Below are 25759 nucleotides of genomic sequence, written 5' to 3'. Positions count from 1 at the left end.
ACAGTGGCCCGGACCACCAGCCGGAGCAGCGCCGATGCGCACCCGCGGCCGTCCTCCTACGACCGAACTTGGGGCCCTGACCCCCGAACCCAAACCGCTGCCCAGTCTGATCCAAACCGGCGATCTGCCCGGCCCGCTCAGCCTCAGTCTGTTGGTGAATGAGGGGATCGTAACCTGTCTGGACCGATCCTGCTGCTACCTGAACGAACAGGCGGATGGCCTCTACGGCCGCGCCTCCATCGTCATGCCCATGGTGCCTTACGGCGCAGCAGCATGCGGCGGACTGGCGCTCTGGATATGGATCAACGGCCGTTTCCCCGATACTCTGGACATCATCTCCAACTCCCACTTCCGCACGCCGGTTCACGGCAGACCTCTGCATCCCCACCAGCGACAGCTGGATGCCCGCTATCTGATGAAGCTGGGGAAACTTTGGGTGACTTCACCGCTCTGGACGGCCTGCGATCTGGCCTGCGATCCCTCGGGCCGGTGCAACGGAGAAGAGACCGTGGCGGTCCTGCATGAGCTCATGGAGCGATACCAGGTCAGCTGCGGATCCTGCGAGGCGCTTCTGTCCTCCAACCCCCGCTGGCCTGGCCACGCTCAAGGGCTGGAGACCATAAGAAGACTCAAGGCGATCCTATGAGTCTGCCAATGATGGGTGGCCGAGGTGCGCATGGCCATCGTGGATCCTCCGCCACTGAACGCATGTCCCGGCTCATGACTGCCATCAGCAGCCGGTCGCGATCCTTGGCAGAAGATGGTTGGGGCCAAGACGATCCCCATGGCATCCAACCGACGGCCGAGATGCGCGCCCCGCCACCAGAGCCTCCCCTGGTACCCACCGCACTGATGGCCGCAGACCCCGCGACCGACCCGAGCATCCTCTGGGCCATCGCCCGAGAAGAGCCTCAGCTGCGCCGATGGCTTGTGGCCAATCCCGCCGCCTCACCAGCACTGCTGGAGACCATCTCCCAGTTGGGCGGGCCCGGTGTGCGCAGGGCACTGGAGGTACTGCTGGATGAGGGCAATGGACATCAGTCCCCCTTATCCTCTTGAACAGCCAAGGCATAGATCCGCTTGCGATTGGGCAGGCTGCCATCAGCCAGGGGGTGTTCGGCAGTTACCCTGGCGATGGCCTCCTTGAGCCGCAAGCCCTCGGTGCGAGCCAGATCACGTGCCAGAACCGCCAGCCTCCGATCATCCATGGCTTCAGGATCGTTGCGCCTGGCCTCCAAGGCGGATGCACCAGCCACGACCAGGACCATCTCTCCCCGGGGAGGGTCCTCCTGGAGGGAACGCACAATTTCACCGACTGTGCCCCGCCGAATCTGTTCATGCTCCTTGGTCAGCTCCCGACAGAGGGCCATGAGCCGGTCGGGACCGAAGACCTCCTGAAGGTCCTGCATAGCCTGATCAATGCGGTGGGGCGTCTCGTAGAAGACCATGGTCCGCTCCTCGCTGCGTAGGGTGCGCAGATGCCGCAACCGCTCCTGGCGTCGACGGGGAAGAAACCCCTCATAGCAGAAGCGGTCGGTCGGCAGTCCGGAGAGGGCCAGGGCATCCAGCACGGCGCTGGGGCCAGGGGCACAGGTGACCGGTATGCCTCGCTCAATGGCCCGCCTGACAATGGCCATGCCCGGATCGTTAATGGTGGGCATGCCCGCATCTGAGACCACCAGCGCGCAGGCTCCGTCACGCACCTGATCCAGGATGGGATCGGCCATTCGCCGCTCGTTATGATCGTGATAGGCCATAACCCTGCCGCCTACGCGCACCCCCAAACGATTGGCCAGATCATAGAGCCGCCGCGTGTCCTCTGCTGCCACCAGATCCGCCGACTGCAGGAGCTCCACCAAGCGTGTCGAGGCATCGGCGACATTGCCTATAGGCGTGGCCGCCAGCACCACTGTTCCACGTGAAACACCGGGTGAAATCGACCCTGCATGGCTTTCTCCACCCTGTATATGTCCATCGCTCCGGCCATTCATGCTGCTCATGCCTTCAGTATGGCCTAATCTAGGGGTGATGACATCTTTGGCAGGGCTTTCTTCGCAGCATCGCTCCTCCAGACACGGCAGGCACGCCGCCCACCGGTCCGGTCGCCCTGTCATGCTGTCCATCTTCAGCAAGCCCAAAGGTCACCATACTAAACGAGGGATCTCGATACCTCGGTTCTCCCGACGGCAGAGCAGCTGGCTAGCCTGCATACTCATGGCGCTTCTGGGCGGGCTTCTGCGGTTTGTACGGCTGGGCAGCCCTCGGGCCATCGTCTTTGACGAGACCTATTACGTCAAAGACGCCTGGACTATGCTGATGACCGGCGAGCCGCGCAACTGGCCGAAAAAAGCCGGCCCCCTTGACCTTCCCATTGACCAGATCTTTGCCCAGGGGCATACAAGCGACTGGCTGCCCCAGGCCGAATATGTGGTTCATCCGCCGGTGGGCAAGTGGTGCATCGCCTTGGGTCTCAAACTGTTCGGTGGAGCCGGGAACCCCTTCGCCTGGCGGGTGGCCACTGCCCTGGCGGGCACCATAGCCATCCTGCTGCTCTGCCGAGTAGCCCTGCGCCTCTTCCACAACCTGCCCATCGCCCTGACAGCCGGCTTTCTCATGGCTATCGATGGTCTGGGCATCGTTATGAGCCGTACCGGCCTGCTTGACAACTTCGTCATGATCTTCGTCCTGGGAGCCTGGCTGTGTCTGATGGGCCATCGGGACTGGGCTCGAGCCAGGCTGCGACAATCCTGGGCCAAGGATCAGGCTGATTTCCGCCTGCACTACCGGGTGAAGATCATTCAGCCACAGGGACAGCAAGGACAGAACAGCCGCGTTGAACTGCCTGTGGCCACTACCGGCCCCTTCATCGCCTGGTCCTGGTGGCGGACAGGAGCCGCCCTGCTCCTGGGCCTGGCCACCGGCACCAAGTGGTCAGGCGCCTACTTCTTCGCTGTCTTCGCCCTGATTTCGGTGCTCTGGGATGGCTGGGAGCGCCATCAGGCAGGATACGGATCCTGGTTGCAGAGCGCCGTGTTCAGGGACGGACTGCCGGCGGCCCTGCTTATGATCCCTGTCTGGGCAGGCACCTATCTGGCCTCCTGGACGGGATGGTTCCTGCACAGCGATTCCTTCATGCACAATTGGGCGGCCCAGCACCCGGGCCAGGGCCTGACCTGGCTGCCGGAGGGACTGCGGTCCCTGGCTGAATACCACCGGCAGATGTGGCACTTCCACACCACCCTGCATACCCGCCACCCATACATGGCCAACCCCCTGACCTGGCCCCTGCAGATCAGGCCCACCAGCTTCTACTGGCAGAAGATCACAGGCTTCCCCGGCCTGTGCGGACTGGCCAAGGACTCCCCTTGCGTGGCCGCCGTCACATCCTTGGGCAATCCCCTGACCTGGTGGTTGGGCAGCATCTGCATGATCCTGGCTATCTTCATCGCCGTCGTGGTCAAGCACGGAGATTGGCGAATCTGGGGAGTGCTGGCAGGCATGTTGGCCGGCTGGTTGCCCTGGATCCAATACATGAACCGGACCACCTTCACTTTCTATTCCATCGTCATCCTGCCCTGGATGATCCTGGCAATCTGCTATGTGGTCAACTGGCTACGGCAGAATTCGGACAGCATCCTCTACCGGCAGACCATGATCATGGGCCTGACCCTGCTAGGCCTGACCTCCGTCTTCTTCTACCCGCTGTGGACCGCCATGCCCATCCCCTATGACTTCTGGCGCATGCACATGTGGCTGTCCAGCTGGATCTAAGACAAAGAAAGCAGCCGGACAGGGATGCCCGACCGCCTTGCAGTAACCTTTGTATGCCGCCTTGCTCAGACTGCACGATCATGGATGATCTGTGCGTACCGCAGACCGGAATCCTTCCAGATCCTCTCCTGGGTGTCATAGTCGACCCTGATCAGCCCAAAACGCTTGGTGTAGCCCAGGGCCCACTCAAAGTTGTCCAGCAGGGACCAGGCGAAGTAACCGGTCACCCGGGCCCCTTCATGGATGGCCCGGGCCACAGCACGCAGGTGCTCCTCCAGATAGGCCACCCGCTGGGGATCGTGCACCCCTTTGTCTCCAGGGAAGGATGGATCCGAGCTAACCTGGTCCTCCCAGGCGGACCCGTTCTCGGTGATCATAAGATCCAGCTTGGGAAAACGCTCGGAGACTTCCATAAGCAGGTCGGTCAGCCCCTGAGGCTCCTGGTTCCAGCCCATGGCGGTCAACGGTCCCTGGGGAGGCAGAGTTTCGACCATATCCTGGGCGGGCATTGGGTTGCGCTCGGAACCAGCGCCGCTTCGACCCCGCACGTGGTTGGTTGAATAATAGTTGATGCCCAGCACGCCCAAGGGCTGATGGATCTGTTCCAGATCACCGTCACGGACGAAGCTCCAGTCAGTGAGACCCTCGGCGGCATCATGGATGCGTTGATCATAGGTGCCGGCAAGCATGGGGCCCAGCCAGACCTCGTTGGCGAACAGGTCAGCCCGGGTCTTGGCCGCCAGATCCGCCGGATCGTCGCTATCAGCCCGATTGACCTGCAGGTTCAGGGTCACCGATATGTGAGCCCTGTCACCCAGTTCAGCACGGATGGCCTGGGCTCCCAGCCCATGCGCGAGATTCAGATGATGAACCGCTGCCAGGGCCTGCCCGTAGTCGCAGATACCTGGAGCATGGCCGCCATTGCCGTAGCCCAGATAGGCCGAGCACCAGGGTTCGTTCAGGGTAGTCCAGGTCTGCACCCGATCGCCCAGAGCCTTGGCCAGGACGGCTGCATAGTCGGCATATCGTTGGGCGGTGTCGCGGTTGGCCCAGCCTCCAGCCTCCTGCAGGTACTGGGGCAGATCCCAGTGGTAGAGGGTGACGACAGGCTTGATGTCATTTTCCAACAGCATGTCCAGCACCCGCCGGTAGTGGTCCAGGCCAGCCTGGTTGATGGCGCCACCTGCCTGGGGCACAATACGAGGCCAGGCCACAGACAGCCGGTAGGCTCCCACCCCCATCCGCTTCATCAGAGCAATGTCCTCTGGGTAGCGGTGATACTGGTCACAGGCGACATCGCCATTGGATCCATCCGCTATTTTTCCTGGCTGCCTGCAGTAAACGTCCCAGATGGAGTCTTCCCTGCCATCCTCGTGCGCCGCACCCTCCACCTGGAAGGATGCCGTTGCCGTGCCCCAGATAAAGTCCTCAGGGAAGGCAAGTCGTTCGTCATTGACCATATGTCCACTCCTCAATTGTGTGACCCTTCCCGCCTATCTTCGCACAGGTGGGCCGACGACAGGACCGTGGCCGACTGCCGATAAGTCCGGCAACAATGGGTTGTGTTGTCCTCGCAAGGAATCAGACCGGGGAGTGCCGGGTGCCAAGGCCAGCTTGTTAAAGTATGTCTCGGTTTCGGAAAAGCACACATCGACGGAATGGAACACGATTCATGGGGTTCGTCAACTGGTTGATACACCTGCTCAAGGATCCGCGCAGCGCCATCGCGAGCTGGATCGCCATGGGGCTGGTGCCGACCTACGGGTTCATCTTCCTGATCATCTTCATCGAAACAGGCGTGGTTTTCATGCCCTTTCTGCCGGGCGACTCCCTGCTCTTCGCCGCCGGCGTCTTCGCCCATGACCCATCCAGCGGTATGGCCCTGGACGTGCTCCTGCCCGTCGTCTGGCTGGCCCCCATCCTGGGCGATCAAAGCAACTACTTCATCGGGCACTTCTTCGGCCGGGCCATCGTCCGTTCAGGGCGCGTGAAGTCACTGACCCCCGAACGAATCGCCAAGACCGAGGGCCTGATCGACAAGTGGGGCCCTCTGGCCGTGGTCCTGGGACGCTTCCTCCCCTTCATCAGGACCTTCATGCCTTTCATTTCGGGAATCTCCGGAATGCGGTGGCGGCGCTTCACCCCCTTCAGTGTGCTAGGCGGCTTGGTATGGTCAAGTCTCTTCACCCTCCTGGGCTACTTCTTCGGCGGCATCCCCGCAGTCCAGCAGCATTTCGAGCTGGTCATCATCCTGATCCTGGTCATCTCGGTCCTGCCCACGGTCATTGGCCTGCTCAAGGCAAAGTTCGGCCGCAAGAAGGCTTCCGCCGAAGAAACCAGCGCCAAGGCAGACTGATACTTGGCCTGAGATATTTTGCGTTTGGCCAGGGCACGCGTTAAAGTAAGCTTCTGTTGTTCGGCTACGGTCGGGCAACGAATGGGGCTGTAGCTCAGTTGGTAGAGCGCTTCGTTCGCATCGAAGAGGTCGGGGTTTCGACTACCCTCAGCTCCACAGTGTCGAGATACTTTTTTCTTCTTTTCTATGCTGTTTCGCTACATCGCAATCGCTCTTCTGCAAGGATCAATCAGGCAGTTTTAAAAACAAGAACCCTGGCGCACGGCCAGGGTCAGATTGAACTGCAATTCCTCGTCAAACCTCAGAGAGGCTTCATCGAAGCCGACAACCACGATGGACGTATTACTAAAAACACGCCCATCAGTGGATCAACGCTTGGAGGCAGAGCGGAAGGGGTTGTCATCGCGACGATGATGACGATGACCGCGGCGGAACCCGCGACGGTCTGCGTCAAAACGAGATCCAGCACGGCCGTTGCCACGGCCATGGTCGTGACCATGGGTCCGCTCGCTGCTGCCGGAATGACGATGGCCTCTGGTCCGGCCGTCCAAGGGACCATCCTCACGATCGAATACCGGTCGGTCACCTGACCGCCGGGAACGGTAAGGCCGACGGTCCCGATCCCGGCCCGCAGCCCTAGCCTGGCCGTCGCGATCGAAATGCCTGTCTGACCGGGAACGATTCCGATGTCCGCTTCGGCCGCCACGGCCTCCACGGGCAGAACGGCCCCCCGAGGCCTGCGGTTGCTCGGCTTGCAAGGACCAGCCGTGCACCGGCTTGGCCACGGGCCCTACGAGTTCGGTAACCTCGGGCGAATCGGCGGTCACCTGAACCGGTTTGGCATCGATATGGGCCATGCGTAGCATCCGCCTGGTGTCGCGCCACTGGTCAGGCAGGACCAGGGTGACCACGTCGCCGGAACGGCCGGCCCGGGCCGTACGCCCTGACCGATGCAGGAAGGACTTGGGATCGGCTGGTGGATCCACCTGAACCACAAGGTCCACATCGCTGATGTCCACACCGCGGGCAGCCACATCGGTAGCTACCAGGACCTTCACCTCGCCCCGGGAGAAAGCCCCCAGGTTGCGATCACGCTGGTTCTGAGAAAGGTTGCCGTGCAGCTGTGCGGCCGGGATGCCATTGTCGATCAGGTTTTTGGCCAGCTTCTTGGCCTGGAACTTGGTCCGAGTGAAGAGAATCCGCCGTCCTGTGCCCGAGGCCAACTTGCGCACGAGATCATGCTTGGCAGCCTGGGTGGTGCGGAAGATGTGGTGGGTCATCAGATCCACATGCTGGGTGGCGGAATCCACCTCGTGAATCTTGGGATCCTTGAGGAAACGCTTGACCACGGCATCCACACCGTGATCCAGGGTGGCTGAGAAGAGCATGCGCTGACCGCCCGGGCGAACCTGGGCCAGAATCCGCTCCACAGCAGGCAGGAAGCCCATATCAGCCATCTCGTCGGCCTCGTCCAGCACGGCGATCTCCACATCCTCCAGGCTGAGCTTGTGCTGGCGAAGCAAGTCCTCCAAGCGACCCGGGCAGGCCACCACAATCTTGGCCCCGCGCCGAAGGGCATCGACCTGACGGCCCTGACCTACACCGCCGTAAACGGTGCAGGTCCGCATGCCGTAGGCCTGAGTCAGCGGATTGAGAACCTCATCGATCTGATTGGCCAGCTCGCGGGTAGGAGCCAAGACAAGACCGCGCGGGTGGGGCAGACTGCCTGGACTAGCGCCACCTCCGCGGCCATGACGGGCACGTCCTCCCTCGCCGGCAGCCAGTCGACCCACCAGAGGGATGCTGAAGGCCAGGGTCTTGCCGGAACCGGTCCGACCCCGTCCCAGAATGTCGCGGCCAGCCAGAGCATCAGGCAGGGTGTCCCGTTGAATGGGGAAGGCACTGGTCTTGCCGTCCTTGCGCAGGACGCGAACCAAGGGCTCAGGCACCCCCAGCTGGTCGAAAGTCATAGGGTCTACGGCAGAATGATCGGAATTGGACGAATCGGAATCGGACATGGATGAATCAGTCACAATGACCTTTCACAACAGGGAAGAAACGGTACTGTCGGTCGACAGTTCGCAGGCCGCGTGCAAAGCAGAGAATGACGAATTTCGCGCAAGCGGTTTCCCCGTACTCGAAGCATTCAGGCGACGATCGGCCGCAGCTCTTGGGCGAGCGGCCAACCTGTACAACATAGCACAGGCCCCTCACCTACCTGAGGAGCGTACGCTCCAGACGATCAGCGATTTGGAATCAGTCGGATCAGCCTCGTCATGCGTCGTGTCCTGCCGCCAGAGCCGAGCTCTGCTGGACCGCCTGACCTCGACAACCCGGCCGTCGGCAGCGGCGGCGAACATGCTGGACCCCTGTGACTGGTGGGAGCGGCGCAGCTGGCGCCTCAGTTGACGATTCTCCTCGGCCAGGGCCAGAATCCTGGTCACCCCGGCCAGGTTGATGGACTCGTCCTGGCTCAGATGCTGGGCCTGACCCAACCGGTCCAGATCCCGCAGGGAGTATCGCCGCGCACCCCCCTCGGTCCGTTCCGGCACGATCAGACCCAACCGGTCATATTGGCGCAGGGTCTGCGGATGGATGTTGGCCAACTGCCCGACCTGGCCGACGCTGAAGACCGGCAACTCAATGTCCAAGCCGGCATCGTCGGCATCATCCAGGCTGATGCGCCCGGCCACCAGACCGCGAGCGCAGGCCAGATAGATCCGCCTGGTCTCGGGATCCACCCTGACCATGATCATCACTCCTCTCCGCTGTTCGTTCCGACTTGGTCCGGCATCCGGATCGTCATATCTTCATGCGTTCTCCGGCGATCTGCTCGTCGAAGTCGCCACTGGACTTGGCAAAGTCACGCATGGCCTTCTTCTGGGCCATACCCAACCGACTGGGCATACGGATCTCAAGCCGCCCCACCAGGTCGCCCTTGCCGCGCCGGTCCTGAACCCCCTTGCCGGCGATGCGAATCTCGTCGCCGCTGGAGGAGCCAGCCGGAATCTTGAAGGTGACGACCTGATCGTCGATGTCCCGTGCCTGAACCTTGGCTCCCAGGGCTGCCTCGGATACCGTCACCGGCAGGGTCATGACCAGGTCCCTGTCCTCCATGGTGAACCGCTGGCTGGGTTGAACGCTGATCTGCAGGTAGAGGTCGCCATTGGCGCCCCCGTCCCTGCCAGGCCGACCCTTGCCGGCCAGCCTGATCCTCTGGCCGTTGTGAACTCCAGCGGGGATATGCGTCTTGAAGCGCTTGCCACCCACGCTCAGGGAGACCGTGGCCCCCTTGACCGCCTGACGGAAGGACAGGCCAATTTTCGAGTTGCGATCCTCGCCCTTGACGGGCCTGGGCCTGGTCTCCTGGTAGGTGGTTCGGCCGCCACCACCGGCCCCTCCGCCGAAGGAGGAGAAGATATCAGCGAAATCGGGCTGTCCTGAACCGTTGCCGAACCGGATGCGGGTGCCTCCCGGCGCCCCGGCCCCGCCGAACATGGAGCCGAAGATGTCCGAGAATGCATCGGTGTTGAAGCCACCCTGGCCGGAGCCGCCGGCGAACCGGGCTCCCCCCATGCCGAATTGGCGGATGGCATCGTACTTCTGACGCTGCTCCTTGTTGCTGAGCACGTCGTAGGCCTCGGAGATATCCTTGAACTTCTCCTCGGCCTCCTTGGTCTTATTGAGATCGGGATGGTATTTGCGGGCAAGCTTGCGGTAGGCCTTGGTGATCTCCGCTTCGCTGGCGTCCTTGGAGACACCAAGGACCTTGTAATAGTCCTTGCTCAGCCATTCATTCTCAGCCATCCATGTCTCCTTTCCTCATAAGCTACGAATATATGGAATTGGAATCCGCCCTTTCGCGTGCGGCGGCAGGCGGGACCATAACCCACCCAGCCGCCGCATGCGAAGGCGTCGATTCAGCCTGCGGAAGGTCCGCAATCACCGTCCCTGCTACTGCCCTGGCGAAGTCACCACTACCCTGGCAGCCCGAATCACCCGGTCGCCGATCCGATAGCCCGCCTCAACCACCGTGTCAACGGTCTCTTTCGTGGCCTCGGGGTCCGGCTTGTGCAGGATGGCCTCATGCTTGGTGGGGTCGAAGTCCTCGCCTTTTTCACCGAACTTCTCAACGCCGAACTTCTCGAAGGTCTTGTCGATCTTCTTAGCCACAGCCTGGAAGGAGTCGTCCATCTGCCCGTGCTCCTTGATCCGGTCAATGTCATCAAGGGCCGGAAGAAGGGCGGTCAGTACATCCACGATGCCGTGCTGGCGGAAGATGTCCTGCTCCTTCTTGGCACGGTTGCGGAAGTTGACGAACTCGGCCCGCTCGCGCTGGAGAGCCTCCAGATAATCGGCGGCCTCCTTCTTGGCCTGGCCCAGAGGGGTCAGACCCTCTGATTCCTTGTCGGTGCCGTCTTCCTTGGCCGAATCAGAATCAGTCTTGTCGTCAGCCTGAGCATCGGCGGACGAAGCGTCCTTGGCGGAGGAATCCGACGAGGTCTGGCCAGCCGCCTGGCTCTCGTCTGCTGCGCTCTTGTCGGCGTGACGTCCGCGAGCCGCTTCCTGGTCAGGCGTCGAGGCGGTGTCAGAGGCCTTGGCCTCGTTCCCGTCCGGTTCGCCGGCGGCGGCCAGGTCGCCCTTCAGCGGCCCGGCATCATCCTTGTCGAAGGCCGACATGTCACTCGCCGTCCTTCTTCTTGTCGTCGTCATCCACAACCTCGGCATCCACCACGTCGTCATCGGCGGACGAAGAGGAGCCTGCACTCGAGGCAGCACCGGCGGCACCTGCAGCGCCCTGAGCGCCTGCACCGTCAGCGGAGCCCTGCTGGGCGTAGAGGGCCTGGCCGATCTTCTGGGCAGAGGTCATCAGCTCGCTCTGAGCGTTCTTGATCTTGTCCATATCTTCGCCCTTCAGAGCCTCTTTCAGAGCGTTGACCTTGTCGGTGACCTCCTTGGCCACCTCGTCGGAGATCTTGTCCTTGTTGTCGTTGACCAGCTTCTCGGTCTGGTAGGCGGCGGACTCGGCGGCGTTGCGGGTGTCGGCGTCCTCACGGCGCTGCTTGTCCTCGGCCTCGTGAGCCTCGGCCTCCTTGACCATGCGGTCGATCTCGTCCTTGGGCAGGGCGGAACCGCCGGTGATGGTCATGGACTGCTCCTTGCCGGTGCCCTTGTCCTTGGCGGAGACGTGCACGATGCCGTTGGCGTCGATGTCGAAGGTGACCTCGATCTGAGGGACGCCGCGCGGAGCCGGAGCGATGCCCGTCAGCTCGAAGGTCCCCAGAGGCTTGTTGTCGCGGGCGAACTCACGCTCGCCCTGGTAGACCTGGATCAGCACGGAGGGTTGGTTGTCCTCGGCGGTCGAGAAGACCTCGGACCGCTTGGTGGGGATAGCGGTGTTGCGGTCGATCAGCTTGGTCATAATGCCGCCCTTGGTCTCGATGCCCAGGGAAAGCGGGGTCACGTCGATGAGCAGCACGTCCTTGCGGTCGCCCTTGATGACGCCGGACTGCACGGCAGCGCCGACGGCCACGACCTCATCGGGGTTGACGGTCTGGTTGGCTTCCTTGCCGCCGGTCAGTTCCTTGACCAGGTCCTTGACGGCGGGCATACGGGTGGAGCCGCCGACCAGCACCACGTGATCGATGTCCTGAACCGAAATGCCGGCATCGTGCAGCACGTTGTTGAAAGGCGTGCGGCAACGGCCCAGCAGGTCGGAGGTCATTTCTTCGAAGTGCGCCCGGGTCAAGGTCTCGTCCAGGTGGACTGGGGTCCCGTCAGGAGTCATGGCCAGGTACTGCATGGAAATGCTGGTGGACGAGGAGGAGCTCAGCTCCTTCTTGGCCTGCTCAGCAGCCTCCTTGAGCCGCTGCAGAGCGATCTTGTCCTTGGACAGATCCACGTTGTACTTGTTCTTGACCTCGCTGACCAGCCAGTCGATGATCTTCTGATCCCAGTCATCGCCGCCCAGCTTGTTGTCGCCGTTGGTGGCCTGAACCTGAATGGTGGAGAAGCCGTCGTCGTCCTTGCCGATCTCCAGCAAGGAGACATCGAAGGTGCCGCCACCCAGATCGAAGACCAGGATGCGCTCATCCTCCTTGCCCTTCTCCAGACCGTAGGCCAGAGCCGCAGCAGTGGGCTCGTTGATGATGCGCAGGACGTTCAGACCGGCGATCTTACCGGCATCCTTGGTGGCCTGGCGCTGGGCGTCGTTGAAGTATGCAGGGCAGGTGATGACCGCGTCGGTGACGGGTTCGCCCAGGTAGGACTCGGCATCCCTCTTGAGCTTCATGAGGATCTGGGCCGAAATCTCCTGAGGGGTCCACTTCTTGCCGTCGATCTCGACGGACCAGTCGGTGCCCATGTGGCGCTTGACCGAGCTGATGGTCCGGTCAACGTTGGTGACTGCCTGACGCTTGGCCACCTCGCCGACCAGAATCTCGCCGGACTTGCTGAACGCCACCACCGACGGCGTGGTCCGCGCGCCCTCAGCGTTGACGATTACGGTGGGCTCGCCGCCCTCCAGGGTTGCAATGCAGGAATTGGTGGTTCCCAGATCAATGCCAACTGCACGTGCCATACTCATTACCTCCTGATGAAATCGGGGCGTAGGGCCTGACCCTGCACCTCATCGTTCACGTTCTCCGCTCGCGCTTCGTTCGTGGTCCCGATGGCCGGCTCCCGTCGGCCCGGGCAAGCAGCCATCATGACCGCTCCGAAACTTGAGCCTACATCACTCAACTTCTTCTGGCAAATATTATTCCCACTGCGTCTAAATTACCGAGATGGATCAATTTGATGGTAATGAGAACGTTTGCAATTACGCATTTTCAAAGCTCGCCTTGACTCATCTTAGCGCTGAAATAAGCTCTCATAAATGCTGTTCGAAAGCCGAAAACCAATGACCAATGGTTTTGCTATCGTTGTCATATAAAAGCTGATCAATAAGACGGCCTGTTTCGAGGAGGAGATGTGCATGACCAACAACAACATGAACGATGATTGGTGGAAGCAGGCAGTTGTATATCAGATATATCCGCGCAGTTTCAAGGATGTCAATGGCGACGGCATTGGCGACCTCCGAGGCGTGACCGAAAAAATGGAATATCTGCGAGACCTGGGCGTAGACGCCATCTGGCTGTCACCCTTCTACCCATCGGAATTGGCCGACGGCGGTTATGATGTCATGGATTACCGCAACGTCGACCCACGCCTGGGCAGCATGGCTGATTTCGACGAAATGGCCAACAAAGCTCATGCCATGGGACTCAAGGTCATCGTGGACATTGTTCCCAATCACACGTCAAACAAGCACGAATGGTTCCAGGATGCCCTGCGTGCAGCTCCGGGATCCCCTGAACGAGACAGATACATCTTCCGCCGGGGCAGAGGTACGAATGGAGAACTGCCACCCAATGGATGGATGTCCTTGTTCGGAGGGCCTGCCTGGGAGCAGGTTGACGACGGCGAATGGTACTTGCATATATTCGCCAAAGAGCAGCCTGATCTGAACTGGAAGAACAAGGAAGTTCACGAAGCCTTTAAGGACATATTCCGTTTCTGGTCCAATCATGGCACGGACGGTTTTCGAATTGACGTGGCCCATGGGCTGGCCAAGGATCTGGACAGCCGCCCTCTGTTCGAGCTGGACAAATGGCCCGTCCAGGAACAGTCCACTTATCACAACTATGAGCATCCGCTATGGGACAGACCCGAAGTACATGACATCTATAAGGAATGGCGAAAGGTCTTCAACGAATTTGAACCTCACCGTTTCGCAGTCGGAGAAGCCTGGGTCGTGCCTGAGCACCAGCATCTGTACGCATCCGAGAACGAACTGGGGCAGGTCTTCAACTTCGAGTTCGCCAAGGCTAATTGGGACTGCCAGGCCCTGTACACCGCCATTGCCGAAGGCCTGCAATCCGCCAAGGACTCGGGATCGACCACAACATGGGTGATGAGCAACCACGATGTGGTCAGACAAGCTACCAGATACGCGCTGCCCCAAGTGGACAGCTCCACCTATCATCAGCTTGACAAGGACTGGATCCTTCGAGACGGGCAGACTTATTTCGAGGATCGGGCCAAGGGCACGCGCAGGGCACGCGCAGGATTCGCCCTGGAAGCAGCATTACCTGGCTCTGTATACATCTATCAGGGTGAGGAGCTTGGCCTGTTCGAAGTTCCTGATATTCCCTGGGACCGTCTGGAGGATCCGACTGCGCACCGAACCCGCGGCAAATACAGCGAAAAAGGCCGTGATGGGTGCCGAGTCCCCTTGCCCTGGGTCGCCGGAGACACACCTGCCCCCGCAAAGTGGAATCCTACCTTTGGAGAAGGGGCCTCCTTCGGGTTCTCCCCCTCTCATACCAAGGATGGAGGGCCAGCCAGCGACCCCCATCTTCCGCAGCCGCTCTGGTTCAAAGACTTTGCTGTTGATCAAGAGGAGAGCAATAAGACCTCGATGCTCTCCCTCTATCGGAAAGCCCTTAATCTACGAGCCACATTGCTGACCCCCACAGGCAACGTGGAAGTCACGGCCCTATCTGCCACAGACGGCCGGATTTCCTACACACGCAAGGCACTTGTCGATTCTAAGCCTGCGGAACTGACCTGTCTGACTAATTTTTCGCAGACGCCGACTCCCCTTCCACAAGGACGAATTGTGCTCACATCGGGAGACCTAGCCGAGGACGGCTCGCTTCCCCAAGACACAACCGCTTGGGTAGTTCGCACAGTGCAGGAATAACGGACAAAGGACGCTGAGCACAAGTCAGCAAAAGGGCCTCGCAGTAATCCACATATTGCTGCGAGGCCCTTTTAAAATCTGGTATGTACCAGATTTTGGTTTATCCTTTGACGGCGCCGGCGAGGACGCCTTTGATGATGTATTTCTGGCAGATCAGGTAGAAGACGATGATGGGAATGATGGCCAGGACCAGGCAGCCCATCATGGCGCCCATGTCCACCGAGCCGTACCCGCCCTTCAGGTACTGGATGGCGATGCTCATGGTCTTGAACCGGCGCATGTCCAGGGTCAGGTAGGGCAGCAGGAAGTCGTTCCAGATCCACATGGCCTCCAGGATCGCCACCGACACGATCGAGGGACGCATGATCGGCACCACGATCCCGAAGAAGGTGCGCGGGATGCTGGCCCCGTCGATCATGGCCGACTCCTCCAGCTCCTGGGGGATGCCCTTGACCACGCCCGTGAAGATGAACACCGCCAGGCCGGCACCGAACCCCAGATACACCACACACAGCCCCCACGGCGTGTTCAGACCCAGCATGTCGGCCATCTTCGACAGGGTGAACATCACCATCTGGAACGGCACGATCATATTGAACAGGAACAGCAGATACAGGAACCTCGCCACCCGCGTGTTGACCCTGACGATCCACCAGGCGCACATGGACGTGCACACCAGGATCAGCAGGACCGAACCCACGGTCACCACCACCGTCCAGCCGAAGCTGGCCAGCAGGTTCGTCCGCTCCACACCCCTGCGGTAGTTCTCCAGACCCACGAACGTCCTGCCCGTGGGAAGCGAGAACGCGTTGCGCGAGATATACGCCTTGTTCTTGAACGAGTTCACGACCACCAGCGCGATCGGGAACACCCACAACAAGGACACCAGAGCAAAGAACAGAGTCCACAGCCCCGAATGCTTCACCTTGCCGCTCATGCCGACACCTCCCTGCTGGTCGTCAGCCTGTTCTGCACCACCGCGATCACCGCCACGATCACGAAGAACACCACCGCCTTCGCCTGGCCCACACCCTCGAAGCCCGTACGCCCGTAGAAGGTCCGGTAGATGTTCAACGCCAACAGCTCCGACGTGTTCGACGGCGCCCCGTTGGTCAACGCCAGATTCTGATCGAACATCTTGAACCCGTTGGTCATCGTCAAAAACGTGCACACCGTGATCGAAGGCATCATCAACGGCAACGTGATCCGGAACAGGATCTGACGGCCGCTGGCCCCGTCAACCGAAGCGGCCTCCACCACATCCCCAGGCAACGCCTGAAGACCGGCAATGTAAATGATCATCATATAGCCGATCTGCTGCCAGCAATACAACAGCACCATCCCCCAGAAGCCATACACCCCCGAATACGTGATCGAACGACCCCAATGCTGCAGCACGCCGTTCAACAACAGCAACCAGATATACCCCAGGATGATCCCACCGATCAGATTCGGCATGAAGAACACCGAACGGAACACATTCGCCCCACGGATCGCCTTGGTCAGCATATACGCCACCGCGAAACCACACACATTGATGACCACCGTCGTCACCACCGTGAACGCCACCGTATACACCATCGCATGCCAGAACTCCCTATCCGACAACGCCGCCGCATAATTGCCCAACCCCACAAACCGGGCATCCACCACCGTCGTGAACCGGCAAAAACTCAAATACACACCCATCACAAACGGCACCACAAAACCAACCACAAACGCCAACAACGTAGGCAACACAAACAACCCCCACCACCTACGAATCGACCGACCAACCATCGAAATCATCATTCCCGCCCTCTCATTCGGGACGACACGTCCATTGATGCACACATACGCTTGCTCCTTTGCAAATTGACAGCTCCAGTATCGTTTTCAACACATCGATAGCTCCTTGCAACAACCAAAGACGACATAAGCGGAACAGACAGTATTTCAATCGAGCGCGCTATCATCAGATATCTGAGCACCGCAACAGCATTCAATTGCAGGAGCTGGTCTTGGCTCAGCTTTGACGAGGAGTTATCCATGGAATCCACAATCCAGGACGTGGCCAAACAAGCAAATGTCTCCGTTTCCACCGTCTCTCGATCATTCACTCGGCCGGAACTGGTCTCCGAGCGCACGCGTTCCAGGGTGCTGTCAACTGCACGAAAATTGAACTTTTCGATTTCCCGTTCCGCGACCGCGCTCAAATCAGGCCAGTCCCTACGGGTGGCGGTGCTCATCAACGACCACTTGAGCACCTGGTTCAACTCGACCATCATGGAAGGGTTCAACGCGGTCTTTTCTCGCAATGGGTATGACATCTCCATCTGCCAGATCACCAGTGGCCATGCACGAAGAGAATTCTTTGAAGCATTACCAGTGAAGCGCAACGTCGATGCCGTCATCGTCACCTCCTTCGACATTGAAGCCTCAGAGGTTTCTCGTCTTGCCAGCATCAACGTGCCGATTCTCAGTCTCAACGTTACGGAGGAGAAGGGCTTCATGGCCTCGGTCCGCATTGACGATTTCAATGGTGGCATGCTGTTGGCCAATCATCTGATAGCTCTAGGTCACACTCATATTGCATATGTACGATCAACTCCTGTCGCTTCGCTTCGTTTCAGCGTTCAAGCCAGATTGGAAGGGTTCCTGAGCGCCTGCAGAGCTGCCAACATCAAACCAACGGTCCTGGCAGCCCCGGCAACCGAAAACCCCACCAGTGTTGTGCTGGCACAGCTGGAAAGCCTGAAAACCAGACCCACCGCAATAGCGGGTCAGGAAGATTCGTTGGCCATACCACTCATCTTCCAGCTGCAGCGGTTCGGCATCGCCGTTCCCTCAGACATGTCCGTCATAGGATATGACGACAGCAAATTCGCAGAGGATATCGGCCTGACCACCATTCGGCAGAAGCCTTATGAAATGGCTGTTTCGCTTGCCAAGAAGACCCTGCAGCTTATCGAGGGAAAGAAGCCGGAGAATCCGCATGAGCTGATCCTTCCCACATTGATTCTCCGGTCGTCCACCGCTCCGCTCCAGCGCTGAGACCATTCCTTACAACGAATCAGTGTTTGTTGGCCTGATACTCCTTCGCCCAATTGTCTACGAAGGCCTTCTGGACACCATCCCAGCCGGCAGTGCCCTGGGCATATTCAAGCATGGCGCTTCCGAGATCATCCTTCCAACGCTCCGAAGGCGCAACCGTGAAGCTCCAGCCCACACGCTCATGCTTGGAATCAGAGTCTTTCTGCATAGCGGCGACCAGAGGGTTATCGGTCTTCACCTTGTTGAAAGTCTTAAACGGGGTGGTGAAACCCATATCCTTGGCTATGGCATTCTTGCCCTGTTCTGAAGTAATCATCCAGTCAAGGAACTTCTCGGTAGCCTTGATGTTCTTGGCATCGGCTTTTTTATTCAAGCACCAGTACTGCGCAGAACCGGTCGCCAATCCCTGCTCATGCTCGTTGGGCAAACCCATGTAGATGGGTATCATACCGACCTTGTCGGCATCCATCCCAGCGTTCTGCAGATCAGTCCAGGCCCAAGTGCCGTTTTGATAGAATGCAGCGTCCCCCAAGGCAAATTCAGAGTTCGCATCATCATTCGTCTTGCCACTGAGCTGCGTGCGCGGAGTGGTCGAATCCGTTAGATACAGGTCAAAAATGTCCTTGAACTGAGGCAGGTAGGTGCCTTTAATGCTGGCCGGCTCCTGCGTGATTCCATCATCTTTGAATTCTCTATCAAGCGCCATGTTGGCCAAGTGAGTGTCATACCGCCAGATGGAGCTCGAGTCAAAACCGGCTGAAGTAAATGCTCCCTTGATACCCAGTTCGTCCTTGTGCTTCTGCATCCCATCAGCAACAGCCTTGAGCTTGTCGAATGAGTTAATGTCTTTGACGGATTTGACCGCTGCGCCGCTGGTCTTGGTGTACTTGTCCAGGATGTCCTTGTTATAAATCAAGCCATAGCTTTCTATAACGAAGGGCACGCCTACTGGCTTACCGGTTTCTGCAGATTTCAAGGCGAGGGTCTGATCCTTCATCTGCTTGTAGATTGCCGTGTCAGTCAGATCAGCCGTGTAATCCTTCCAAGTCTCCATGTCCACCGGCCCAGAGAGCTGAAAGAGTGTAGGCGGTTCAGACTTGGCAAACTCGGATTTCAGTGACTGCTGATAAGTTCCCGAAGCCGCGGTTTCCACCGTGACCTGAACACCTGTCTGCTTGGTATACTCATCGGCAATCTTCTTCCAACTGTCCGAAACTTCAGGCTTGGAATTGAGGAAATACACCTTCCCTTGATCACTTTTGGCAGCAGTTCCGGAGGCCCCGCACCCGGCAACGGCTCCAAGAGTCATGACTGTAGCCACCGCCGCAGTTATGGCCGTCTTGACCGTATTATTCATCTTTGAACCTTTCCTCTAGATCGCGAGGTGTCCCGCAATCACTTACGCGGCGGCACAGATCAAGCTAAGCTTCATCAACCGCCTGTACTCATAATTTCCCACTTTTCCGATCGAATTGCAAACGCTAGCATTTTATATTGTCTCTCAATTAGGCTTATTAATTGCCCTTAATAATTCACTTCCACTATTTTACAAGAAAAAATGTGTTCTTTTATACAAACGTTTGCATAATATCTTAAAGAACTCTCTAGATCGGTACGTTATTTTGACGGGGGGACTCGCCCAGTCATCATCGACTGCAAAAACGGCACGTCATTATGCAGATCCGATGCGATCATGATCCGCTAAATACGCCCATGAGCTATGACAAGGCCACTCTTTCCTCAAATCGATAACGCAATATCCTCTGTTTGAGGCTTGGAAACATTGCCCTCGCGATTACTGAAATACATGTTTCTGCACGCCATTCTCAGCGCGCAAAAACTGGTCAATGCTTTTGCTGTGCCTGCCGAGCCAGCCAGGCGGAGCGCACCGTCGTCAAGATGGCACAAAGCCCAAGCCAGATAGATCAAATATTCAGCATTGAGTCCTCTCCCACGGCTATAGTCTCCCAGGCCTCAGGAGTAGGCATGGCAGTATTTCTTATGTTCGTATCGGGAAAAGAGCCACGTTGGGGCGCCGACAGCAAGTCGCGACTAAGACAAACTAATATTCAACCTGATCACACGTTCCACTGTCTAAGCACGCGCTTGCCCTGGTAGATGCCAAGAACACCGTAATGCGCCGTATTCATCCTGAACAACTGGGCCTTATGGGGATCCAAGTCAAGCCACTGCGTTGTCAGGATGCGCAGGATGTGGGCGTGCGCCACCAGGAGCACATGCCGCCCCGAACACACCAGGGGCTCAAGCCATTCGACGACCCCCCGCGCACGGGCAGCTACCTGATCCAGACTTTCGCCCTGAGTTACGTGCACAGAAACTGGGCTGCCCGAGGACAGATTGGCCACCCGGTCGCCAGTCAGCTCATCGATGCCCAAAGCATGCGGACCATCGATCCACAGTTTCCAATCACGTCCAAGGCTGGACACCACATCCTGAGGACGGTGCCCTTCGGCCGGACCGTAATCCCACTCCAGGATCTCATCCATCGGCGCCGGATCAGGGAAACCGGCCAGCTCGGCTGTCTGCCTGGCTCGTTGCAGGGGGCTGGAAAAAATGCAGTCGGGGTCAAACCCATTGGGGAAGGCCTTGGCCAGCCTTTGACCTGCCTCTTTGGCCTGTTCACGCCCTTGGTCAGTCAGAGGGATATCAGTGCGCCCCGTATATTGTCCGGTTTCGCTCCAAACTGTCTGACCATGCCGCAGCAGCACAGCGTAGCCTTCGCTTTTGGCCGAGGCATCATTGCCCGACGTATCATTCGCAATGTACATAGATGGCAGTTTAACCCCAGGTCCGGTCACGCCCCAAGCTCCCTGCGTGTGGGATAATGAACCTATGACGGACTCAGGACGGGAACCTGGCAGGATGGCCGACCAAGTGGTCGGCATGCTTCATCAGGTGGATAGCAAGGTGAATGACATGCGTAACTCGATTGAATCTGACCCGGAATCGCTAATAGACAAACTGGTCAAGTTTGTGCTTCCCAGCATCGCCGCACTGCTGGCTGGCAAGCTCTTCCAGGCCTTTTGGAGCGGACTGGTCCGCAAGCGCAATGGAGGCGTGGACAGCCCCGAAGAGGATCAGGAGAGCGCTACCGCCGGTCTTCTCTTCGGCGTTCTGTCGGCAGCCGTCACCGCCCTGGTCTCAGGTCTGTCCGAGCGGGGTTCCCAGGCTCTGATCGACCGTCGTCACCAGCGCTGAAAGCAAGGGACGCTGACTGATAACCAGGCTGGGTCTGATAACGCTGATTGCGTGATTTTGACGACAAGGTCTTGCATTGGCAGGCGTTGACGGCCAGAATGTCAAAATGACCTTATCAAATTCACAGAAAACCCCGACCGCAAATCCGGCCGACAATCCCACCATACGGACCTTGCTTGAACGGCGCTCCATCCGCGGATTCACTGACGAACCGGTAGACGTCCAGACCGTCGCCCTGCTGGAGCAGGCGGCCCAGCATGCAGCGACAAGCCGGTATTTCCACGAATGGTCGGCCATCAGGGTCACGGATCATGATGAGGCGCTGGCTATCGCGGATATGGCCCATCAGCGCTACGTCGCCGAAGCCCCGTTACTCTACATCTTCCTCGCCGACCAGCGCCGCAATGCCGATCTGGTCCGACGATTCGACGATGATCTGGATCCGGATACCACCCTGCTCAACTCCGGTTATGTCTTCCTGCAGTCCCAGAATGATGCGGTCCTGGCCCTGCACGCCATGGAGACCGCAGCCAACGCCCTGGGCCTGGGCGGAGTCATTCTGGGCAGTGTCATCAATGATACGAACAGACTAATCGATCTGCTGAAGTTGCCCAAGCTGGTCTACCCGGTGCTGGGTCTTGCCATTGGCCATCCGGCCCAGGATCCGGATCCCAAGCCCAGGATGCCTCGTCAGGCGCAAATCTTCACCAACACCTATCAGCGGGCCGACGATGATGCAGACATGAAGGATGCCTTGGCCGACTTCGACCAGACGGTCACACGTTATTATCGCGACATCCGGCACCTGGATGATCCCCACCGTTCATTCAGCGCCATGATGACTGACAAGGTTCGCAACCCTGCCTCCGGCCATGAACCCATGCTGGATTCGATCCGCCGGCAGGGCTTTGACCCAGCCTGCTAGGCAATGAAGTCCCTGCTGGCCAGACAACTGTAAGGCTCACCTGAGAAGTTCACCAGCCTAGTTCAGCAGCCTAGTGGTGAACAAACAAAGCCCAATCGGCACCAGGCAGCGAGATCAGCGGAATCCGATCTTGCTGCCTGGGGCCGTCTGAACCAACTCGGCGATCATCAAGAATGCCAAGTCGAACGCTGGAGCTGCAGAGGCAATGACTGCCCCTACCGACGACGAGGTTTATACCCACGTTTGCGGCTATACGGTTTCAGAGTTCGCGAGCCCGCCCTCATACGCTGGTAGGAGCCCGGCTCATGGCTGGTCAGATGCCAGTTTCCGCAGTAATCACAACGGTAGACCCACAGAAGAACGTTGCGTTCAACCATGCTGCGGTCGGCGGCCTGCTGGGCCTTGGCCCGATCGTGATACATGATCTTGGACGTAGCAGCGCAACGTCGTGGGGTGAAATAATGCATGACAGAGTATGACTACCTCGAAACCAATCTGACTATCCTTCTGTGCACTTTTGCACTCATAGCGCCCAATGCCCGATCGGGCAGGCCTTGCCAGATGACACATCCGAATGGTACAAGATCAGACTGGCAGGGCGCAATCCCTCATAATCCGAAACAGTTAAAGCCGGGCGGACGCGAGCGACTCTAGAGCACGGATCAAGGCAGGTCGTGACCGGCGCTCAGGTAGAGGTCGTACCATTCCTGGGCTGTCAGATCCACATCCGCACCAGCCGCCATCTGGGTGATGCGCTCAGGGTTCATGGATCCCAGAAGCACCTGTATGCCAGCCGGATGCCGCAGAATCCAAGCCACAGCAATAGCACTCTTGGTTACCCCATGCTGTTGAGCCAACTTGTCCAACTCTGCATTGAGTTCGGGATAGCGGGGATTGTCCAGGAAGACTCCGTCAAAGTATCCGGTCTGGAAGGGGCTCCACGCCTGAATGGTCATGGACTTCAGCCGTGAATAGGCCAAAAGACCGCCATCATGGTCCAGGCTGGGATCGTCGCCCATATTGACATGAATCTCCTGGTCGACCATGCCGGTGTGTCCCAGGCCGAATTGCAGCTGGTTGACCTCCAGGCGCTGGCTTACCGCGCTCTGCAGCAGCTCCACCTGCATGGGGTTGACGTTGCTGACGCCGAAGTGCCGAACCTTTCCACTGGATTGCAATTCATTGAAGGCTTCGGCCAGATCGTCCAAGTCGACCAGGGTGTCGGGGCGATGCAGCAGTACGAAGTCGACATGGTCGGTCTGCAGGTTGACCAGCTCCTCATCCAGGGCCTTCAGCAGGTGATCCTTGGAGAAGTCGTAGCGGGTGATCTGATCGCTGTCCGGGTTGCGGAAAATGCCGAACTTGGTCTGAATGCCCACGCTGTCACGGTCTACGCTCAGATCCTTCAGAGCCTGTCCCAGGGCTCGGCTGCTGGCCCCGGCATGGTAGCAGTCTGCTGTGTCGAAGAAGTCCACTCCTGCGTTCATGGCCGTCTCCACAATGGTCCGCGCTTCCTCGCGGCTCTTCTGATCGATCCGCATGACCCCCAGGGCCACACGGGAGGCCCGGAATCCTGACCGTCCTAAGTTCATGTATCGCACAATGCCCTCCTCGCAATTGACGTCTAGGCTCGAGTCTACCCGTACCGGCTACCTCCAGCCTTGTGCGGCTACTCCAGCAGGTTGCTGCGCAGTGCCTCCACATGGTCCGGTCCGAACCCTAGAGCCTGCTGGGCATAGGTGAAGACATCCCCGTAGGACTCGACCATGGTTTGTTGGGCATGGGCTAGGTATTCTTTCTTGACGCAGAGCGCAATCTGTAGTGCATCCAGTGAATCCTGGTCGAAGCCTTTGGCGCGGAATTGGTCCAGCAGTTGATTGTTGGCCGCGACCCTCTCTTGGTTGGTCTTCAGATAGTCCGCGAATATCTGGTCGTCGTCCACTTCCAGCAGCCAAAGCACCAGAGCCGCGGCGAACCCGGTCCGATCCTTGCCGGCAAAGCAGTGAAAAAGAGTGGCCCCCTGGATGTTGTCCACGACGATGCGCAGGAACTTCCCATATCCCCGCTGAGCCGCAGGACTCATGACCAGGTCATGGTAGACATTCAACATGTGGCCGTTCACCTGATCCGCTAAACCCAGCGAGGCGAAATCGTCCAGGCTGGCGCCGTTGGTACCACTTTGCTCCAGCAGATCAATGTTGATAAAGGTCACACCATCGATCCTGTCGTCAGGACTTTCCTGTCTCTCAAAGGGCCGGCGGAAGTCCACGACCTGTGTCACCCGGTAGCGGTCGACCAGTTCCCTCTTCGTATCTTCGTCCAGACCCACCAGCTGTCCTGACCGGATGAACCTGTGGGTGCGGACCCGGCGGCCATGAATGGTCCGCATGCCACCCAGATCCCGAAAATTGGTGATGTTCATCAACGACCTCCTTAAGATTCGCCCTGTCTCCAAGCCACCTCATCCTCGCAAAGATTACAGGTACGCAGCATGCCAGCGCGCGATCTGCAGTGCAAGCATTCCAACTAAGGTGCAATTACCCGTTGCTGTGCACACCGTGGTTTCAAGTCAGAGCTGTTCTTGAATAATTAGCGGGTTCTGTCACTGCTTTGCGGTCAGGGCCTGTCTGATAGGCGTGCTGCCTCCGATGATGTTGTAGATCCTGCCGACGGTCTGGGGAAGGTCGACGCAGTCGGCAAGGGATTGTGCAACATCCGCAATCGGTATGGGTCCGGGGCCGTCGGGCTCTGCATGAATGGTTCCTGTGCCGTCCTGTTCGGTCAGGCTTCCTGGCTCGATGATGGTGTAGTCCAGTCCGGAACTGATCAGGTACTGGTCAGCCATGTTCTTGGTCACGTAATAATCGGCGAGGGCGTCTATCGCAGGCTTGACTTGGGGCTGCTCCCAACGCAGCCAGTCAGCTGCATACATGGCTCCCAGCATGACATACCTGGTGATGCCGACTGCTTTGGCGGCCTCTATGGTCTTCATGGCTCCCAGGGCATCAATCTGATTGATGTCCTTGCCGCGCGAGCCTGCGGTGAAGACAACAACGTCCGCATGCATCTCGCGGAAGGCATCTATTACTTGGGCAAGCGGGTCATGTAGATCCAAGGTCATGGACTCCACTTGTCGGCTTGCCCGGATCTTCGAAGCTCCTCGTGCGCAGGCTACCACCTCATGGCCGGCTTCGACCAAGTCCTCAAGGGTCAATGCACCTACTCTGCCGGTGGCTCCTATAAGAATGATTCTTTTGCCCATGCTCATCCGCTTTCTCCGCATACGTGTTTACGGGACTGATTTGTCTGTTGTCATTTTACGTTTCCGGGCCATAAGCAACAGGCGGCATATTAGGCCAGAGTGTCCGAATCAGTGCTTTCGAGTATCAAATTGCAGACTGGCTAAGTGCCAGACAGCTTAAGTACGTGGTTGCCTTTCATATTCTGCTCAACCGTATTCGATTACTTGGCGCTTACCTTTACGAGGAGGCGCAATCTTCAAGCCTGAGTGGTGGGTGTGGCGGACTGTTTTGGGTTTCCGTGTGTCCTGGGGGCTGTGATTCGGGCAAGACAGGAAAGGCCTCTGGTGACTGTTGTCATCAGAGGCCTTTCAATGTGTTGTGGCGGCGGTGTGCTACTCTCCCACACTCTTCCGGGTGCAGTACCATTGCCGTGCTGGGTCTTAGCTTCCGGGTTCGGAATGGGA

At 58.8% G+C, this 25759-nt stretch carries 22 protein-coding genes, 1 tRNA gene and 1 pseudogene; 9 read left to right on the top strand and 15 right to left on the bottom strand.

From position 1 onward, the window contains the following. Positions 1–34 precede the first annotated feature (34 nt). Both J3T92_RS05840 and J3T92_RS05835 read left to right on the top strand, forming a co-directional pair. A complete protein-coding gene (locus J3T92_RS05840) occupies positions 35–646 on the top strand; it encodes a hypothetical protein (protein ID WP_267400351.1) in 612 nt (203 codons plus the stop codon). After that, a complete protein-coding gene (locus tag J3T92_RS05835) occupies positions 643–1059 on the top strand; it encodes a hypothetical protein (RefSeq protein ID WP_267400348.1) in 417 nt (138 codons plus the stop codon). Before J3T92_RS05840 ends, J3T92_RS05835 begins: the two co-directional genes overlap by 4 nt. Here the strand turns inward: J3T92_RS05835 and rsmI are convergent. Continuing rightward, positions 1038–1991: a 16S rRNA (cytidine(1402)-2'-O)-methyltransferase gene (gene rsmI, locus J3T92_RS05830; RefSeq protein WP_267400610.1), complete on the bottom strand. Its 954-nt coding sequence runs from the start codon at positions 1989–1991 to the stop codon at positions 1038–1040. The two genes, J3T92_RS05835 and rsmI, sit on opposite strands and share 22 nt — an antisense overlap. A gap of 223 nt (positions 1992–2214) precedes the next feature. Between rsmI and J3T92_RS05825 the strand changes: the two genes are divergently transcribed. Beyond that, positions 2215–3771 (top strand): dolichyl-phosphate-mannose--protein mannosyltransferase, encoded by a 1557-nt coding sequence (locus J3T92_RS05825; RefSeq protein WP_229133473.1) that lies wholly within the window; start codon positions 2215–2217, stop codon positions 3769–3771. A 65-nt stretch (positions 3772–3836) separates the two neighbouring features. On the opposite strand, the gene J3T92_RS05820 is transcribed toward J3T92_RS05825, so the two are convergent. After that, positions 3837–5231 (bottom strand): GH1 family beta-glucosidase, encoded by a 1395-nt coding sequence (locus J3T92_RS05820; protein WP_267400342.1) that lies wholly within the window; start codon positions 5229–5231, stop codon positions 3837–3839. Between the two features lie 212 nt (positions 5232–5443). Here J3T92_RS05820 and J3T92_RS05815 point away from each other — a divergent pair, with 212 nt between their 5' ends. Both J3T92_RS05815 and J3T92_RS05810 read left to right on the top strand, forming a co-directional pair. Then, complete coding sequence (locus J3T92_RS05815; RefSeq protein ID WP_229133457.1) at positions 5444–6127, top strand: VTT domain-containing protein; 684 nt, start codon at positions 5444–5446, stop codon at positions 6125–6127. 83 nt (positions 6128–6210) lie between these two features. Then, a tRNA-Ala gene (locus J3T92_RS05810) sits at positions 6211–6283 on the top strand. A 353-nt stretch (positions 6284–6636) separates the two neighbouring features. Here the strand turns inward: J3T92_RS05810 and J3T92_RS05805 are convergent. From J3T92_RS05805 to dnaK, 5 genes and pseudogenes are all read right to left on the bottom strand, one after another. Further along, a pseudogene (locus J3T92_RS05805) lies at positions 6637–8145 on the bottom strand (DEAD/DEAH box helicase); the annotation flags it as partial. A gap of 192 nt (positions 8146–8337) precedes the next feature. After that, positions 8338–8877 carry a heat shock protein transcriptional repressor HspR gene (locus J3T92_RS05800; RefSeq protein WP_267400335.1) on the bottom strand — a complete coding sequence of 180 codons (540 nt, stop codon included), beginning with the start codon at positions 8875–8877 and terminating at the stop codon, positions 8338–8340. A 52-nt stretch (positions 8878–8929) separates the two neighbouring features. Next, positions 8930–9934 (bottom strand): J domain-containing protein, encoded by a 1005-nt coding sequence (locus tag J3T92_RS05795; protein ID WP_267400333.1) that lies wholly within the window; start codon positions 9932–9934, stop codon positions 8930–8932. A gap of 147 nt (positions 9935–10081) precedes the next feature. Then, positions 10082–10807: a nucleotide exchange factor GrpE gene (grpE, locus tag J3T92_RS05790; protein WP_267400331.1), complete on the bottom strand. Its 726-nt coding sequence runs from the start codon at positions 10805–10807 to the stop codon at positions 10082–10084. A gap of 1 nt (position 10808) precedes the next feature. Next, a complete protein-coding gene (gene dnaK / locus J3T92_RS05785; RefSeq protein WP_121913956.1) occupies positions 10809–12707 on the bottom strand; it encodes a molecular chaperone DnaK in 1899 nt (632 codons plus the stop codon). 396 nt (positions 12708–13103) lie between these two features. Here dnaK and J3T92_RS05780 point away from each other — a divergent pair, with 396 nt between their 5' ends. Next, positions 13104–14876, top strand: a complete 1773-nt coding sequence (locus J3T92_RS05780; RefSeq protein ID WP_267400320.1) for a glycoside hydrolase family 13 protein — start codon at positions 13104–13106, stop codon at positions 14874–14876. 100 nt (positions 14877–14976) lie between these two features. Here the strand turns inward: J3T92_RS05780 and J3T92_RS05775 are convergent, their stop codons facing one another. Together J3T92_RS05775 and J3T92_RS05770 are read right to left on the bottom strand one after the other, a co-directional pair. Next, a complete protein-coding gene (locus J3T92_RS05775) occupies positions 14977–15813 on the bottom strand; it encodes a carbohydrate ABC transporter permease (protein WP_267400318.1) in 837 nt (278 codons plus the stop codon). Beyond that, positions 15810–16664 carry a carbohydrate ABC transporter permease gene (locus J3T92_RS05770; RefSeq protein WP_267400608.1) on the bottom strand — a complete coding sequence of 285 codons (855 nt, stop codon included), beginning with the start codon at positions 16662–16664 and terminating at the stop codon, positions 15810–15812. The genes J3T92_RS05775 and J3T92_RS05770 overlap by 4 nt, the downstream gene beginning before the upstream one ends. Before the next feature lie 240 nt (positions 16665–16904). On the opposite strand from J3T92_RS05770, the gene J3T92_RS05765 reads away from it, so the two are divergent. After that, on the top strand, positions 16905–17909 hold the full coding sequence (locus J3T92_RS05765; RefSeq protein WP_267400316.1) for a LacI family DNA-binding transcriptional regulator: 1005 nt from the start codon (positions 16905–16907) through the stop codon (positions 17907–17909). Between the two features lie 19 nt (positions 17910–17928). Here the strand turns inward: J3T92_RS05765 and J3T92_RS05760 are convergent, their stop codons facing one another. Both J3T92_RS05760 and J3T92_RS05755 read right to left on the bottom strand, forming a co-directional pair. Then, the gene (locus J3T92_RS05760; protein ID WP_267400313.1) at positions 17929–19266 is read right to left on the bottom strand and encodes an ABC transporter substrate-binding protein; all 1338 of its coding nucleotides are present in this window, start codon (positions 19264–19266) and stop codon (positions 17929–17931) included. A 721-nt stretch (positions 19267–19987) separates the two neighbouring features. Beyond that, complete coding sequence (locus J3T92_RS05755) at positions 19988–20698, bottom strand: histidine phosphatase family protein (RefSeq protein WP_267400309.1); 711 nt, start codon at positions 20696–20698, stop codon at positions 19988–19990. A gap of 64 nt (positions 20699–20762) precedes the next feature. Here J3T92_RS05755 and J3T92_RS05750 point away from each other — a divergent pair, with 64 nt between their 5' ends. Both J3T92_RS05750 and J3T92_RS05745 read left to right on the top strand, forming a co-directional pair. Further along, entirely contained in the window at positions 20763–21128 is a 366-nt protein-coding gene (locus J3T92_RS05750) for a DUF4235 domain-containing protein (RefSeq protein ID WP_267400307.1), read from the top strand. A gap of 106 nt (positions 21129–21234) precedes the next feature. After that, positions 21235–22053, top strand: coding sequence for a nitroreductase family protein (locus tag J3T92_RS05745; RefSeq protein ID WP_267400306.1), 819 nt, complete (start codon positions 21235–21237; stop codon positions 22051–22053). 215 nt (positions 22054–22268) lie between these two features. Here the strand turns inward: J3T92_RS05745 and J3T92_RS05740 are convergent, their stop codons facing one another. The 4 genes from J3T92_RS05740 to J3T92_RS05725 all read right to left on the bottom strand — a co-directional run bounded on the left by J3T92_RS05740 (position 22269) and on the right by J3T92_RS05725 (position 25321). Next, positions 22269–22520 (bottom strand): hypothetical protein, encoded by a 252-nt coding sequence (locus J3T92_RS05740; RefSeq protein WP_267400305.1) that lies wholly within the window; start codon positions 22518–22520, stop codon positions 22269–22271. Positions 22521–22715: 195 nt separating this feature from the next. Continuing rightward, on the bottom strand, positions 22716–23654 hold the full coding sequence (locus tag J3T92_RS05735; protein ID WP_267400304.1) for an aldo/keto reductase: 939 nt from the start codon (positions 23652–23654) through the stop codon (positions 22716–22718). 68 nt (positions 23655–23722) lie between these two features. Continuing rightward, positions 23723–24475: a tyrosine-protein phosphatase gene (locus tag J3T92_RS05730; RefSeq protein WP_267400303.1), complete on the bottom strand. Its 753-nt coding sequence runs from the start codon at positions 24473–24475 to the stop codon at positions 23723–23725. Positions 24476–24655: 180 nt separating this feature from the next. Beyond that, complete coding sequence (locus tag J3T92_RS05725; protein ID WP_267400302.1) at positions 24656–25321, bottom strand: SDR family oxidoreductase; 666 nt, start codon at positions 25319–25321, stop codon at positions 24656–24658. Between the last annotated feature and the right edge of the window lie 438 nt (positions 25322–25759).

Origin of the sequence: Bifidobacterium sp. B4081, from assembly GCF_026537335.1 — a bacterium.
Lineage (GTDB): Bacteria > Actinomycetota > Actinomycetes > Actinomycetales > Bifidobacteriaceae > Bombiscardovia.
This window is presented reverse-complemented; position numbering and strand designations above follow the sequence as displayed.